We start from the raw sequence: 16,184 nt of genomic DNA, 5'->3' as shown, positions 1-16,184 counted from the left end.
AAATATAACGCCTTTTTAAGGGGGTGAGCAACGCAATATCTGAGCTACTGCATACCACCTTAATCACTTAAACCAACGCAAAGTAAAAATACCACGCGTTGCGGATCCTTCTTGAGCAATCTGTTAGCTGTACACCCCAAGAATTTCTCTAAACTCTTCTTCTATATTATTCATGGTGTCAGGCAGTAGATGCCTAATCTGGTCATATTCTCGTTTCCTGACGCCATCAATTTTATCAAGTTCAAAATCTTCATATACATTTAAAAAACTCAGATATGTCGTTGTAGGATCTTCTATTGCATTCAATACATTTTCAATCTTTTCACACGAGCCTTTTGATAAAAATATCTTTGCTTTTTTATAATCAGCATACAAATTAATTATATTTTTATGCACTTCATCGGCCACTTTTCGTAAACGAACAGGTTCACCCGAATAAGTAAAAAAATAGTCGGTCAAATTTCTTAAATCGACTAGTGCAATATATAAATTGATAATGTAATTCGCTCTCCTTTCATGAAGTAGAGGAGATACGACATCTATACGCTTTAAAACTCGTTGATGTTGTAATTTTAGTTGCTCTAAATCTTTGTCATGCTGCGATTTCAATAGTGCTTTATGCTCTTCAAGTTTTTTATCAAAAACTCTTTTAATGAAGAAGCCAAATCCAGATGATACTGCAGTTGCAGTTACTAGACTTGAGATATTTTCCCTCAGGATATCGATCAATTTCTTACCTCAGCATAGAATACTTGTACGGCTAACGCCTATATAACACGTTTACTACTATGTAATTATACTTAATATTGACGCCTTAAAACGAGAAACACCCGACAACCTGAGATGCCGAGTGTAGTAAATTGTGTTGATACATTTGTTATGTTTATGTTTATGTTTATGTTTATGTTTATGTTTATTCAGATATTATTTAAGGATATTCCATTCTCATCAAGAATAATATAATCAGAGTTACTCAAACCAGATGCATCATACTTTCCACAAAGTTTAGCCTCATCAGTAAATAATTGGATGTTGTCATTTAACGTTAAGCAACATGAATCCAACTCATCATTTTCTTTGAATTTTTCACCATGGTTCTTATATTTCACTTCATTATATTTTGGCATAAAACTTGAAATTAAAGACCTTTCTACCAAATCGATTACGTCATTCAGTTTAGTTTCTCCTAAGTCGTGTGCTTTGGGATTTTGCATTATGTTTACAGCATCAACTTCAAAAGCCAATATTAATAACTCTTCACTTAACAAGTTCTGTCTATTTATTGGTTCTTCTGAGCTTAAAATATTAAGCCTAGCATGATGCCCTTTTGATAGTCTTTCATAGGTTGATTTTGATGTTTTACCTACATAGTGAATAAATAATTTGAGAAAATCTTTATAATTATCAAAACCAGAGATGTAACTCTCCCCTCTGCTTTTATAAAATAAAAGCTGCCAAGCACTAATTTCTATCATTCCTTCTCTGAGCATGCTACCAGTATCTTTATCTTTAATGCCGATAACAAAATAGCAATTTGGATCAGAATATGTTTTGAAATTTAACAGCACATTACGACTTAAGATAGCTTCAATATACTCTGGGTAATTCACTTCAAAAAGGTACAAAATATCAATATAACCAACAGATTTAAACTCACCATTTGATATAGTAATTTCAATATCTTCTTCCTGCATCTTAAAATCAATTCTAGGATACCTAGCTTGGGCTATAGCATATAATTTACTATTTTCTAAAGATGACTTTAAATTATGTTTCTGTTGCTTATTACTAAACTCATTATTAGTAATTGGATGACTAACCAAGCTGAGTGAACAGGCTTGCATCTTTCTCATGGGCATCACAGCCTCCTATATAAACCTAACGCCCTGTTAAAGGGTGAGCAACGCAATACTAAAGCCGCCGCATACCACCTTAAACACTAAAACCAACGCATAGTGAAAATGCCACGCGTTGCGAATCCCTCTTAAACAGTTTGTTATGTGTCTATCTACGAAATTTCAACACTCAGCACTGTGAATATGTGAATTTTACGTTCTCCAATACACTTCAATTTGAGTCCTTTGTTAAAAGCTACTTCTCTTTCATGCCCCATTTTCTCGCTGGAGTCGTCATTAAATACTACCGCTTTGGTCTGAATGTCTGTAACTACCTTCATTACCCATATGACATGTGGATCATGATAACACGCATGGACTGCCGCAACTTTTGGGCAAAGAGAAGTTGATAAGACCCTGTCTGTTTCAAAATTAGTTCCTACAACACCATTTACATTCGATACAGGCCATTGCCCACCATGGAACAGAACCTGTCCTTCACTAAGGTAACCACCATACTTCTCAATCTCATCAAAACAGCTTTGCGCAATATGATTTGAAAAGTTATTCCTGTAGACGTCCAGATGAGGCATATCAGAAGACTGAGGCATCATTTCTTTAGATGCTTGATAATCAGATGAATCATCCAATGCAGTAGAATAGGCGATACCTAAAACACTGCTTGAATGATCATTTGCTACATCCTCGATTAAAGTGTCTTCGTTATTGGCAATTTTACGCGGAGGCAATGACTCCCCACGGTGCTTTATTAAGAATAAGTCTCTTTCGGATGATTCTTTTTCTGTAACAGGAAAAACATTTATTAATGGTAATCTCATATAAAACCTAAAGTTACTTGGGGTACATAACGCCTGCATAACACGTTTACTACTATACAATTATACTTAAAGTTGACGCCCTAAAACGAGAAACACCCGACAACCTGAGATGCCGAGTGTAGTAAATCGGATGCATTTGTTATGTTTTATTACTCGCGTAATTTCAAAACATCCCTTAAAGACTTTTTATTTAAAGCATAATTATATAAATATGGTAAGAGTAAAAGAGAAAAAATCACAACTGATACCACTAGAATAATCTCATTATAAAACCCAGAGAATTGCTCTATCTTTTGCAACTCCTCATATAATCGACTATCCATAAACCAATATTTAAACGATACCCAAACAATAGCTATTGAAAATAAAATTAATAATAACGGGGAAATTGATGGTTTTGCTTCGATTTTAGCCCTTTCCCAATCATGTTTTAATAAAAATGCCACTTCACGTTCTAATTCTTTAAACTTTTCATAATTAGGGTTATCACATAATTCCGTAATTATGCCTAAAATACAGTTATCAATTTTATGCTTAGGATCATGATTAATACTAAGTTTCAAGTAAGTAGCTAACTTACGTGTTTTTATTTTATTCCCATCATTTAATGCTGACGATTGAACAGCTTCGCTTAAATCAGCCATAATGGACTTAATATTTTCACGCCACTTCCTTCTCTCATCTGTAATGTACTTAATTACCATATTTTCTTCATGGGACTTTCGAGTATAAATAGCAGTTAACAATGCAGCTAGTCCCCGGAACCGATAACAGCTGCGATTATTTTTATTTCATCCATAAATCTTCCCTAAAAAACATAACATTTTATTATATGAATCAGATTAATGTATTCATGAAAGTAAAATGTAAATTAAACTGTACCTTAAAGACAGAATGACACACTGTTAACTGTTTTAAATTTACTGATTTAGCTCACATTTACTATTTTCACTAAATTAATTTCGTAAAAACCATCAATGAAAAAGCCGCCCATGCTATATGTGCGGCTTTATTCCTAACAGAATGTGGGCAATTTGTGGCGATATAACTTCAGATTACAATATAAATCAAAGCATTAACATATCAAAAAGGCTGAAATCTCAGCCTTTTTTGTCATATCTATCCTGTAAATAACAAAACAGATATGGTCTAAATTAATGCGCTTTCTTGCATCAAAAATTAAACAATCGGTCGCTGACCTTTGCTAATTAAACGCATAAATACGTTCTCAGCAGACTGGCCTGCAATCCCCGCAATTTTATCACTTAACTTTTTCTTTTGAACGTAATGAATCGCTAAAACTTCACGATCTTTACACGCTTTTGTTAAATAATCATCCGACGTTTGAATCTCATCAATTAGACCTAACTCTAACGCTTGTTTACCGAACCAATGCTCGCCTGTTGCTACTTTTTCCAGATCTAGCTCTGAACGATGTTCACGAATAAAATCTTTAAATAAAACATGAGTTTCTTCCAACTCTAGTTGAAATTTTTCACGTGCTTTATCGCTATTTTCGCCAAACATTGTTAAGGTACGTTTGTATTCACCAGCGGTTAATTGCTCAAATTCAATATCATTTTTCTTCAATAATTTATTGAAATTTGGCAACTGAGCAACAACACCAATCGAACCAACGATTGCAAATGGTGCAGCAATGATTTTTTCGCCAATACACGCCATCATATAACCACCTGATGCCGCAACTTTATCAACAGAAATCGTTAATTTAATATTCGCATCACGTAAGCGATCGAGTTGAGATGAAGCAAGGCCATAACCATGAACCATACCACCACCACTTTCAAGACGTAAAAGTACTTCATCGCCTTCAATAGCAACCGCTAAGATAGCTGATACTTCCTCACGTAGCGCAGCTACTTCTTTCGCATCGATACTGCCATTAAAATCTAAGACAAATAAACGGGCATCACGCTTTAATTCAAGCTCGCCAGATTTTGCAGCTTGCTTAATTTCTTTTTGTTTTGCTTTTTCCGTTTCTTTTTCTGCTTTCTTTTCGGCCTTAGCTCGCGCTTTTAACTCTGCATCATCAAATAAATGATGTTCTAACTCCACAACAGTATCTTTATACTGCTCAGTTAAGTTAGTTACCTCTAATTCACCTTTTGCACCAGCAGATTTCCCACCAACCGCTTTAGCTGCAACTAAAATGGCAATAATAGAAACAACAACAGTTGCGATCTTTGCTAAAAAGAGACCGTAATCAAACAAAAATTCCAATGTAATACCCTCTTAAGTATGTTTCGTGTATTGTACTCGACTTAACTCGAAGTTAGTTCACATTATGATAATAAATCGCACTAAACGCGCATTTTTACATCAACTTACAATACAAATTTGTAAAAATTTCTCAAGGTGAACGTTGAAATACAAGGATTACAGAGTGGATTATCAGGTTTCTTCTGACGCATTAAAAAATAAAGTTATTTTAGTTACTGGTGCTGGTGATGGTATTGGTAAACAAGCCGCCTTACATTATGCTCAACATGGTGCTACCGTTATTTTATTAGGGCGCACTGTCGCTAAATTAGAAGCGGTCTATGATGAGATTGAAGCAGCAGGCTACCCAACACCTGCAATTGTTCCTTTAGATTTAAAAGGTGCCACCAAACAGCATTACGTTGACATGGCTGAAACCATCCAAAGCCAATTTGGAAAGCTAGATGGCCTTCTTCATAATGCTGGCCTATTGGGTATGCTTAGTCCGTTTGAACAATTTGAAGAATCCATTTTTGATGAAGTCATGCAGATCAATGTCAAAGCTCAATTTTTGATGACACAAGCCCTACTTCCTGTTTTACAACAATCTGATGATGCTCGAATTGTCTTTACCACTTCAACAGTTGGACACCAAGGGCGAGCATTCTGGGGAGCCTATGCTATATCCAAATTCGCAACAGAAGGTATGATGCAGACACTGGCGCATGAAATGGAAGGAACGACTGTAAAAGTGAATGCTATCAATCCTGGTGGAACACACACTCGTATGCGTGCTCAAGCTTTTCCTGCTGAAGACATTAGTTTACTTAAAACACCAAAAGACATTATGCCTCTTTATGTGTATTTAATGGCCCCAGAAGGCGTTAACGTACACAGTCAATGTATAGATGCTCAGCCAAAATAAATTTTTAAAGAAACGAACAAAAAAGGGTTGCTACCTTACGGTGCAACCCTTTTATTATTCATCTAAGTGTTTTTAACGATGCAATTAACGCTGTCTAGGTTTAGACTTTGGCGCTTTACCGTTTGGTGAAAACTTACTTCTTACTGGCTTTTGACCAGCTGCTGGTTTTTTACCTTTAGATTGTGGCTTACCAGAAGGTTTGCTATCCCCATTATTAGAGCCACGTTTTGCTGAAGGCAGTGAACTACCAACTGGTTTTTTATTGTTGCGGCCACGACGACCCGCTGGAGTATTACGCTCCTCTGTTGAACGCTCATCATAACGCTTAACAGCACGACGGATCTTTTGAGTTTTTGATTTAGCACGCTTACGAGACTCTTTATCTACATCAAGTAGACTTTCTTTCTCTGGCGGTAATTCAACCATCTCACGTAGGTAGTTAACTTCTTTAAGTTCAAGCTCCATCCAACCACCACGTGGTAAAGCTTTCTCAAGGAAGATATCACCGTAACGAACACGTTTTAGACGACTTACCGTTACACCTTGCGAATCCCATAAACGACGTACTTCACGGTTACGGCCTTCATTAATAACAACGTAGAAAGTATGGTTCATACCTTCACCGCCGGCGTACATTACATCTTCAAAACGCGCTTCACCGTCTTCTAGTTTTACACCAGTAACTAGATTACGAATCATTTTCTCGTTAATTTCACCAAATACACGACACATGTATTCACGTTCAACTTTACGACTTGGGTGCATCAAACGGTTTGCTAATTCACCATCTGTAGTGAAAAGCAATAAACCAGCGGTATTAGCATCCAAACGACCAACTGATACCCAACGAGAATCACGAATTTTTGGTAAACGATCAAATACAGTACGACGACCTTCAGGGTCATGACGTGTACATAGCTCACCTTCAGGTTTATGATAGGCAAGTACTCGACAGATCACATCAGTTGACTCTTTAACCGACACGACATGGCCATCAATACGGATTTTAGCATCCACGTTTTCTAGGCGGTCGCCTAATTTTGCTCTCTGACCATCAACACTAACACGACCAGCTTGAATCATGGTTTCTAGCTCACGACGAGAACCAAGACCTGCTCGTGCTAATACTTTCTGTAATTTTTCGCTCATTCTTTACCTTTTTATGTCGCCTTCACAGGCGTCAATTAACTTCTTATTAATCAAGAGGATGAATAGATAATCCTTCACTCTTAATCACTATCAAATTCTATGAAGCGTGATTATACAATATTGTTACTAATAAGCGGTAAGAATTTAATCAAAATTTAATTTTAATTTTTGTCGTAAGACACGCAAAGTGCTCATAACACCACTACCTATTTTTACTATACTGATTATGCTGAGAAAGTAATTTCCTTAGTAATTTTAATGACTTATCAATCAATAAGGTAGTATTATGAAAAACTTCACACTTCTTTTAAATACACTTCCATCTATCTCTCACGAAGAGATAGTCGAAAAAAAACCTGCAATATGAATTTATAAAAGAGTTGTACGATTATTGTTCTCAAACGCAGAATTTTAATTTACTTCAACAACTGATCAATGCAAGAGAACGAATCATTTTGAATAAATTTGAAGGCGGAACGATTGGAAATTTGGAATACTTATTTTCAACATCAGAAGCGGCAGAAATCTTAGGAAAACAACCTTGTAGTTCATTACCTAAGGTCTATTTTCATATAGAGCAAATGGCTATCAAAGTTTTTGGTTGTCTTTTGAAATGCAGTACTGAATTTGAAATGTTTAAACTTATTCATAAACCAATGTCTGTACTTCATCGTCATCTAGATGTAACAAAAAAAAACAGTACCTCAGCCATTATTGATGAAAAATATCATTACGAACTGGTTCAAGATATCTCAACAGACGAACGTTATTTCCACACTGAATTTAGCGAACACCCCCTTCCTCTTTCAGATGCCATTGTACTCATTAATATCGCTACCTTCATTAAAGAACACAAGTGGTATGAAATGCTAAATCATCTAGAAATTTCGTCCAAAGGAGAGCATTTTATTCTCTATCAATATACTGACAACAATATCTATCCAACCATTATTTCATCTGCCTTAATCCAAACCACATCGAATAAGCATGATTGGCTCTTTTTCGACAATTTCTTTCAAAATACCAAATGGAAACCAAACCTCAACGCTGATGGACTGTTATCTCTTTCTCATGCGACATCCATGAGTACGTTAGCAAGGTCACAGTTTGTTGATAAAAGCAGTACCGAAATCGAAAATGACTTATTTTATTCTATCTTAGATAAAACAAAGGCATGTGAAGCGATTCGACTTACTATTAGTGGGGAGAAATCTAAAGCTAACTATCATCTGTATTTAGCACAAAAAGGATTGGCTATGGCTTTAAAGGAAAGTGGAAGAGATATTGTATTCACGATAATAGAAAAACCAGCAATGGTATTATTTTATCAATCGATGAATTTGCTAACACCAACTCAATCTCCTTATGTTTTCACAAGTGAGCAAGATGTAAATAAATCGGGAATAATCACTTATAAAGGGATCTGGCTTTTAAAAAATGCATCATCTGCTTTCAATCAATATAATTTTAAGGCATACAATGCTAATATTATAAGCCTAAGAAAAAAACTTCGAAATCAGTGAGTTTTATATAAATGCTAACTACTTTACCTAAAGTTTATTTACTACTGACAACCTCAGCAATCATCTTGCTTTGGGTAGGGTATTTTGTCCGCTCTTTATATAGAGAGCGGACAAAGGTAAACCCTTACATTTATTCATCATACATCTTTTATGCGTTCTTTATTATTCTATGGATACTAAGTAACGCCTACTTTCAATCACCATTACTCACTTATTTCGATGAATCCGTAGCTATTTTCATGGCACTTTTTGCTAATATGACTTCGTATCTAGCATTTGCGTTTGCTTTTCTATTTTCATGTCGTTTAGCATCAAAACACTCAGACAAAAGACTCTCTAAATGGCAGTTTGGCTTAACAAGCATAACAACACTTGTCGCACTAATTGTGAATGTTATCCCTAACTTAACGGTTATAGGAGTGACAATTCAAGCTCCTAGCGTATTCACCATTGAGTTCGGGCCCTTTGCTCCTTTGTTTTTCCTAAACGCATTTTTGTTTGTAATTCTAACCAGTATTAATTTCTTTAAACTTAGAAAAAGTAATATAAAACTTAATAAAGAAAAATCTGTTTATCTAATGATTGGGATATTTATTTACATGATCTCAACCATTGCTTCTCAAATTATCATCCCTGTCATATGGGCAGATTTTTCATATACATGGCTACCTCCAACCTTATCAGTCACAGAAGCTTTATTAATTGGTTACACTCTACTTTATCATCGACTATATAGTTTTAAATATCTATTATTCTGGTCACTCTCATATTCAATAAATTTAATATTGTATATAACCCCTATTGTAATTATTTATAGTTCATCAAGTAACCCTAACTTATTCTATGTTTATGCTTTATCAATTATAATAACCGGACTGTTTTGGGATAAAACACTTAAAAAATCAAAAAAGATAGCATCTATTATTATATATAAAGATCAACAAACACCCGTTGAGAAAATATATAAGATAGCTGAGGAGTTTAAATACTCAAGCAGTAATGCCATCATAAAATTAGCCTCAATACTAAATACTCCAAAAGAAGAATTATTATTAATTGGAAAAAACACGAATTACAATATTTTCATCCCGCACTTAAATGAAAGCCATTCCGCCCTGGTTAAAGATGAGCTCGATTATCAAATCCATTACGCTCTTGAAACTGGTAATTCAGCACTTCATCAAGTGCAAGAAAAAATGGATCAAAGCAAAACCGCATTAATCTTACCTATTTTTGGTGAAAATAAGCTGATATCGCATTTCTTAATCTCAGCAAATAAACACGATAATGCAACCTTTTCAAATGAAGAGATCTCAGCAATTCAATGGGTGTTAACCAAGGTTCAAGGTTATATTGAAAGTGAGCAAAAAGTCCGTCAATCACAAGCTCTTGCTAACTCTATTGCTCATGAGATGCGAAATCCATTATCACAACTTCAATATCATTTTGAAAAAATCAAACATCACTATCAAAAAAATACTGAACATGAAAAGCAAGAAGATCTGATAAAAAATGAATTAAACCAAGGATGTTTAGCGATTCAAAAAGGAGCGCAATTAATTGATATCATTCTTAGTGAAGCAAAGAATACAACAATAAGTAATGCTCTATTCCAACATTATTCAATTTCACTGTTAACTCAAAAAATTATTGATGAATATGTATTCGACTCTGAAGAAATGAAACAAAAAATAACCCTGAATCTTGAAGACGATTTCATCGTAAATATCAATGATACTCTATATGGATTCATACTGTTTAATTTATTAAGAAATGCAACACATTACTTTGATGAATATAAAAGTTCTATATCTATTCGATTAGTTCGAGGATTTGCGACCAATAAATTAATATTTAGAGATACCGGCCCAGGAATTGATTCTCACATTCTTCCTAATATCTTTGATGATTTCTTTACTCATAATAAGAAAGGCGGCAGTGGGTTAGGACTATCTTATTGCTTACGTGTTATGCATGCCTTTGAGGGAAACATAGTTTGTTATTCAACCAAAGGTGAATTCACCGAATTTGTCCTTAGCTTTCCTCGTATAGAAGGCAATATTAATGCATTAAATATCAAACAAAGTCCCCCACCACTAATTAAAGATAAAGACAATTCACTTAAAACAGTATTAATTGTAGATGATAAAAAAGTACAGCGTATGTTAATTCATACTTTTATAAATAAAGATAACTTAACGCTTCTACAAGCAGAAAATGGTGAAGAAGCCGTAGAGATAGCAACCAATAATAAGATCGATCTTATTTTTATGGACTCTCGCATGCCGATAATGAATGGAATAGATGCGGCTAAAAAAATCAAGATTCTCTACCCTCATATACCTATTATTGCGCTAACGGGTGAATCTAGCCACGAAGAAATCAGTGCAATCACGCAAGTAATGGATGGGTATTTAACTAAACCAGTATCTAAAACACAATTACTGCAGGTCGTAGATAAATGGTTATAACACCGATAAAAAAATAGCCAGAACAACTGTCTGGCTACTTCGATAGTTTATTAATTATTCAAACGGTGTTGGATCACCAGCACCAACTCGAGCAATTTTAATATCATCATCACTAAAGTCGATTACTGTGGTTGGTTGTTCACCTAAATAACCACCATTCATAATTAAATCAACGGCATGTTCTAATTGATCTCGAATTGCTTCAGGATCGGATTCTGCCATTTCATTACCCGGTAAAATCAATGTTGTAGACATCAGTGGCTCACCTAACGCCTCTAACAGATCTAGAGCAATTTTATTATCTGGTACACGCATACCAATGGTCTTACGTTTTGGGTTCATTAAACGACGAGGCACTTCCTTTGTTCCTTTAAAAATAAAAGTGTATGCGCCTGGCGTGTTATTTTTAAGTAATCGGAAAATACTGTTATCAACACGAGCATAAATAGATAGCTCAGATAAATCACGACACAGTAACGTAAAATTATGTTTGTCATCTAAGCGGCGGATCTGACAAATTCGCTCTAATGCTTGTTTATTCTCAAGTTGACAACCCAACGCATAACCTGAATCTGTTGGATAAATTACCACACCGCCATCACGAATAATCGCCACGGCTTGATTGATTAAACGTGCTTGTGGGTTTTCTGGATGTACGTAAAAAAATTGGCTCATAATCCCTCCTGCTTAGCAGGTCATAGTGATATTTGGTTTTTATTTTAGTTTTATACTAAATCCATTTTCTATTTCAGCTTGGTATATTCCATTTTTGCCAAACGGGAACGACTCCTTCTGGCAACCATAAATTTCGCCCTAACTCCGTCCAAGGCGATGAGTAATGAAAATCAGAGCCTTGGGAAGCTTCTAATTCAAATTGAATTGCATAATCAGCAAGAACTCGACGCTCTTGCACCCCTTGCTGCGGTAGTGCAACTTCCATCGCATCACCTTTTGCCTCAACAAACGCAGCTAATAAACGTTTTATCCATTTTGCTGTTAACTTATAGCGGCCAGGGTGAGCAAGTACTGCAACTCCACCGGCCTTATGAATCACATTAACGGCTTCTTCAATCGTACACCAATCTGGCGGCACATAACCTATGTTATTGCGAGTTAAGAATTTTTTAAATACCGCCTGCATTGTTTTAGCGTGACCTTCATCAACTAACCACTTACCAAAATGAGCACGAGTTAATGTGCCATCTCCAGCTAATGCTTTTGCACCTTCTAATGCCCCTTCGTACCCCGCTTTCTCTAAGCGTTCTGCCATTTTAATTGCACGAGCATCTCTTCGAGCTTCTTGATTTTTAATTAGCTCAATGAGATCAGGATGGTGAATATCTAAGTTTAAACCAACAACATGAATGTCTTTATTGCTCCATAACGTCGATATTTCAATTCCATTTATCAATTGCAAAGGTAAATTTTGATCTTTAATTGCCGCATGAGCTTCATCAAGACCCGCAACAGAGTCATGATCAGTAATAGCAAGCACCTTCACATCAAAACTAACCGCTCTTTCAACTAATTCTGTGGGTGATAAGCGTCCATCTGACGCAGTTGTGTGACTATGTAGGTCTATTTTCATAATTATTCTTGACTTTCTTCTTGCGCACTAGTTTACTAGTACACAGTTAAACACTTTCTCACCAAATTGAAATTGGTCAACAATAGGTACTTTATGTCACAGCTTAACAGACAACAAGCAATCTTAAAAACATCAGTGGTAAGCTCGCGATGGTGGCACTACTTTGGGTAGTGTTTTGTGCTAATTTATTTTTGACATAAATCCACTACCCGCAACTAAGCGGGTTTTTTTATGTCCGAAATACACATTGATGATGTGATAGATAGTACAAAAGCACAATTGAGAAATAACGATGAAATAATATACAAACCGCCTTTTAGCCCTCATAAGTTTTAACAAAAGAGTGGCAACAACTGTGAAATATGCGACTATGCCAATACAATATAATTTAACACAAGATCAACGAATTAGCAGGGAGGCTATAATGCGTTCATCACATTCACAAGATAGTAAAATTGAACTACTTTGCCTTGATGTCCCATACGTTTCAGATCCAACGGAGCTGTATTCCACATTGTGTGCTGACGGCGCAATGAGTTTATTACTTGAATCTGCAGAAGTAGATTCAAAAGAAGACCTAAAAAGTCTAATGCTAATTGACGCTGCTGTTAGAATTCATTGCTTTGGCAAAGACGTAACTTTAGAAGCAATGACAACAAATGGTGAACTATTATTAGCTCAACTTGCTCAATGCTTACCATCGACATTGATTCAATCAGTTTCAAATAATCTGTTAACACTTCATTTCCCTGATGCTAATCAAGATCTAGATGAAGACAGCCGTCTTCGAGAACTGTCATCATTTGATGCATTACGCTTTATTCAACATCAATTCGACTTATCAGGCTTACCTTCAAATGCATTATTCCTTGGCGGTTTATTTGCTTATGACTTAGTAGCCAATTTTGAAAATCTAGGCAATGCCGATTCAACAAATAAGTGCCCGGATTACCTTTTTTATATTGCAGAGACACTGCTGGTTATTGACCATCAAACTCAAAAGTCCACGTTACAAGGTACGCTTTTTTCCCAAAATGAAGAAATAAAGCAACAAGTATCAAAACGTTTGTCTTCCATAAAAACATTCTGCTCTGAATCTCATGATGTTCCATTAGCGCCAGTCTTAACTGAATGTGATGCAGTTCCAAGTGTATCTGATGATGATTTTTGCCAAACAGTTTTAAATTTAAAAGAATTTGTCATCAAAGGAGATGTGTTCCAAGTTGTTCCTTCTCGTCGTTTTACTCTGCCTTGCCCTGCTCCACTTTCCGCTTACCGCGAACTGAAGATCGGTAACCCAAGTCCTTATATGTTCTATCTGCAAGATCGTGATTTCACACTGTTTGGAGCCTCTCCTGAATCAGCTCTTAAATATTGCAAAGTCAGCAATCAAGTTGAAATTTATCCAATAGCAGGTACTCGTAAACGTGGTAAAAATGCAGATGGTTCCATCAACCACGATTTAGATAGTCGTATCGAATTGGAATTACGCTGTGACACAAAAGAAAATGCAGAACACATGATGCTGGTTGATTTAGCACGAAACGATGTAGCTCGAATTTCGCAAGCTGGCACTCGTCACGTTGCTGATTTGCTTAAAGTGGATCGCTATAGTCATGTTATGCATTTAGTGTCACGAGTGGTTGGGCAACTCAGAACCGAACTCGATGCTCTTCACGCTTATCAAGCATGCATGAACATGGGAACCCTCACTGGTGCTCCTAAAATTCGAGCAATGCAACTTATCCGTGATGTAGAAAAAACTCGCCGTGGTGCTTATGGTGGTGCTGTGGGTTATTTAACGGGAGATGGCAGCATGGATACCTGTATTGTGATCCGTTCAGCTTATGTCGAAGATGGTGTTGCTCAAGTTCAAGCTGGTGCCGGCGTAGTATATGACTCAGATCCTCAGGCAGAAGCTGATGAAACACGAGGCAAAGCGCAAGCGGTTATCTCAGCCATTCAAAAAGCACACTTATCGGCAACCGCGCAACAAGTTAAGGAGACAAAATAATGGCTCACATTGTATTACTCGATAACTTTGATTCCTTTACCTACAACTTAGTTGATCAATTTCGCTCTCTTGGTTACCCAGTGACGATTTACCGTAATAGCTTAAACGCAGCCGCTTTTGAAGAAGCCGTAAATAAGCTAGACAATCCAGTTGTCGTTTTATCTCCTGGCCCTGGAGTACCATCAGAAGCGGGTTGTATGCCGGAAGTTATTCAGCGCCTAAAAGGCAAAATCCCAATGATAGGTATTTGTCTTGGGCACCAAGCGATTGTTGAGGCCTATAGCGGTACGGTTGCCGGAGCAGGTGAAATTGTTCATGGTAAATCAGCAATGATGAACCATAACCAACACCCTATTTTTAATGACTTACCAAATCCACTATCTATTGCTCGTTACCACTCATTAGTGGCAACAAAAGTAACGAATGAACTAACCATTACAGCCACAGTAGATGACCTTGTAATGGCCGTAATTCAAGAAGAAGACAAGGTGTGTGGCTTCCAATTTCACCCAGAATCCATTTTGACGACTCAAGGGGCACAACTACTCATTAATACCTTGAATTGGGCATTAGCTCTAACAGCAAAAGACAATAAAGAATAAGGATATTCTCATGACTCAAATAGAAACCATTTTTAACAAGCTATACGATCAAGTTTCTCTTTCAGAATCAGAAAGCCAAGTTCTTTTTGATGCCATTATTAAAGGCGAATTAGATCCTATACTACTGACATCAGCACTCACCTGTTTAAAATTGAAAGGTGAAACACCGGATGAGATTGCAGGGGCTGCTAAAGCATTATTAGAGAACGCAAATCCATTCCCTCAACCTGACTATGATTTTGCGGACATTGTTGGCACCGGTGGTGACGGCTCAAATACCATCAATATTTCCACCACGGCCGCATTTGTTGCCGCAGCATGTGGATTAAAAATTGCAAAACATGGTAACCGTGGCGTTTCAAGTAAATCAGGCTCTTCTGACCTGCTTGATTCCTTTGGCATTGATTTAGCTATGTCTGCAGAAGACACGAGAAAAGCGGTTGATGATTTGGGTGTTGCCTTTTTGTTTGCACCGCAATACCACGGTGGTGTTCGCCATGCGATGCCAATTCGTCAAACCATGAAAACACGTACCATCTTTAATATCCTTGGGCCTCTAATTAACCCTGCACGTCCCAATATTGAGCTTATGGGCGTTTACGATGAATCACTGGTTCGTCCTATTGCGGAAACCATGGTAAACATGGGAATGAAACGAGCTGCGGTTGTTTTTGGATCTGGTTTAGATGAAGTTGCCATTCATGGCCCAACAACGGTGGCAGAAATTATTGATGGTGAAATTAAAGAATACACATTAACGCCAGAAGATTTTGGACTGAATACTCACCCACTTGATTCGATTAAAGGCGGAGAGCCAGAAGAGAATAAAGCCATTATTACGGATATTTTAACGGGTAAAGGGACAGATGCTCAATTAGGTGCTATCGCTGTTAACGTTGCCCTATTAATGCGCTTGTTTGGCCATGAAGATCTAAAAGCTAATGCACAAAAAGCCATCGATGCCATGAATTCAGGTAAAGCCTTCGAATTGGTACAACAACTGGCTGCAAGAGGATAA

General features: G+C 36.6%; 14 protein-coding genes and 1 pseudogene. 6 read left to right on the top strand and 9 right to left on the bottom strand.

Features of this window, described 5'->3' with window-relative positions; genetic code table 11:
* Window positions 1-123: 123 nt before the first annotated feature.
* The 6 genes and pseudogenes from AAFX60_005640 to sohB form a co-directional block, all read right to left on the bottom strand.
* Entirely contained in the window at window positions 124-729 is a 606-nt protein-coding gene (locus AAFX60_005640) for a hypothetical protein (GenBank protein XDF78614.1), read from the bottom strand.
* Window positions 730-917: 188 nt separating this feature from the next.
* On the bottom strand, window positions 918-1,853 hold the full coding sequence (locus AAFX60_005635; protein XDF78613.1) for a hypothetical protein: 936 nt from the start codon (window positions 1,851-1,853) through the stop codon (window positions 918-920).
* A 36-nt stretch (window positions 1,854-1,889) separates the two neighbouring features.
* Window positions 1,890-1,992, bottom strand: a pseudogene (locus tag AAFX60_005630) (DUF3265 domain-containing protein).
* A gap of 16 nt (window positions 1,993-2,008) precedes the next feature.
* Entirely contained in the window at window positions 2,009-2,674 is a 666-nt protein-coding gene (locus AAFX60_005625; GenBank protein XDF78612.1) for a hypothetical protein, read from the bottom strand.
* 149 nt (window positions 2,675-2,823) lie between these two features.
* Window positions 2,824-3,420, bottom strand: coding sequence for a hypothetical protein (locus tag AAFX60_005620; protein XDF78611.1), 597 nt, complete (start codon window positions 3,418-3,420; stop codon window positions 2,824-2,826).
* A gap of 433 nt (window positions 3,421-3,853) precedes the next feature.
* Entirely contained in the window at window positions 3,854-4,915 is a 1,062-nt protein-coding gene (sohB, locus tag AAFX60_005615; GenBank protein ID XDF78610.1) for a protease SohB, read from the bottom strand.
* Between the two features lie 163 nt (window positions 4,916-5,078).
* On the opposite strand from sohB, the gene AAFX60_005610 reads away from it, so the two are divergent.
* Window positions 5,079-5,819 (top strand): YciK family oxidoreductase, encoded by a 741-nt coding sequence (locus tag AAFX60_005610; protein XDF78609.1) that lies wholly within the window; start codon window positions 5,079-5,081, stop codon window positions 5,817-5,819.
* An 84-nt stretch (window positions 5,820-5,903) separates the two neighbouring features.
* On the opposite strand, the gene rluB is transcribed toward AAFX60_005610, so the two are convergent.
* Window positions 5,904-6,968 (bottom strand): 23S rRNA pseudouridine(2605) synthase RluB, encoded by a 1,065-nt coding sequence (gene rluB, locus AAFX60_005605; protein XDF78608.1) that lies wholly within the window; start codon window positions 6,966-6,968, stop codon window positions 5,904-5,906.
* 356 nt (window positions 6,969-7,324) lie between these two features.
* Between rluB and ainS the strand changes: the two genes are divergently transcribed.
* The gene (gene ainS / locus AAFX60_005600) at window positions 7,325-8,491 is read left to right on the top strand and encodes an N-3-oxohexanoyl-L-homoserine lactone synthase AinS (GenBank protein XDF78891.1); all 1,167 of its coding nucleotides are present in this window, start codon (window positions 7,325-7,327) and stop codon (window positions 8,489-8,491) included.
* 11 nt (window positions 8,492-8,502) lie between these two features.
* The gene (ainR, locus tag AAFX60_005595) at window positions 8,503-10,962 is read left to right on the top strand and encodes an autoinducer hybrid sensor kinase/response regulator AinR (GenBank protein ID XDF78607.1); all 2,460 of its coding nucleotides are present in this window, start codon (window positions 8,503-8,505) and stop codon (window positions 10,960-10,962) included.
* 54 nt (window positions 10,963-11,016) lie between these two features.
* On the opposite strand, the gene AAFX60_005590 is transcribed toward ainR, so the two are convergent.
* Complete coding sequence (locus tag AAFX60_005590) at window positions 11,017-11,637, bottom strand: L-threonylcarbamoyladenylate synthase (GenBank protein XDF78606.1); 621 nt, start codon at window positions 11,635-11,637, stop codon at window positions 11,017-11,019.
* Window positions 11,638-11,710: 73 nt separating this feature from the next.
* Entirely contained in the window at window positions 11,711-12,550 is an 840-nt protein-coding gene (locus AAFX60_005585; GenBank protein ID XDF78605.1) for a PHP domain-containing protein, read from the bottom strand.
* A 424-nt stretch (window positions 12,551-12,974) separates the two neighbouring features.
* On the opposite strand from AAFX60_005585, the gene AAFX60_005580 reads away from it, so the two are divergent.
* From AAFX60_005580 to trpD, 3 genes are read left to right on the top strand one after another with little or no spacing between them, the layout of a single operon-like run.
* Complete coding sequence (locus tag AAFX60_005580; GenBank protein XDF78604.1) at window positions 12,975-14,564, top strand: anthranilate synthase component 1; 1,590 nt, start codon at window positions 12,975-12,977, stop codon at window positions 14,562-14,564.
* On the top strand, window positions 14,564-15,166 hold the full coding sequence (locus AAFX60_005575; GenBank protein XDF78603.1) for an aminodeoxychorismate/anthranilate synthase component II: 603 nt from the start codon (window positions 14,564-14,566) through the stop codon (window positions 15,164-15,166). The genes AAFX60_005580 and AAFX60_005575 overlap by 1 nt, the downstream gene beginning before the upstream one ends.
* Before the next feature lie 10 nt (window positions 15,167-15,176).
* On the top strand, window positions 15,177-16,184 hold the full coding sequence (gene trpD / locus AAFX60_005570) for an anthranilate phosphoribosyltransferase (GenBank protein XDF78602.1): 1,008 nt from the start codon (window positions 15,177-15,179) through the stop codon (window positions 16,182-16,184).

The organism is Aliivibrio fischeri (genome assembly GCA_038993745.2).
Classification (GTDB): Bacteria; Pseudomonadota; Gammaproteobacteria; order Enterobacterales; family Vibrionaceae; genus Aliivibrio; species Aliivibrio fischeri_B.
Note: the sequence above shows the minus strand (reverse complement) of the source record. Positions and strands in the feature narration are given on the sequence as shown.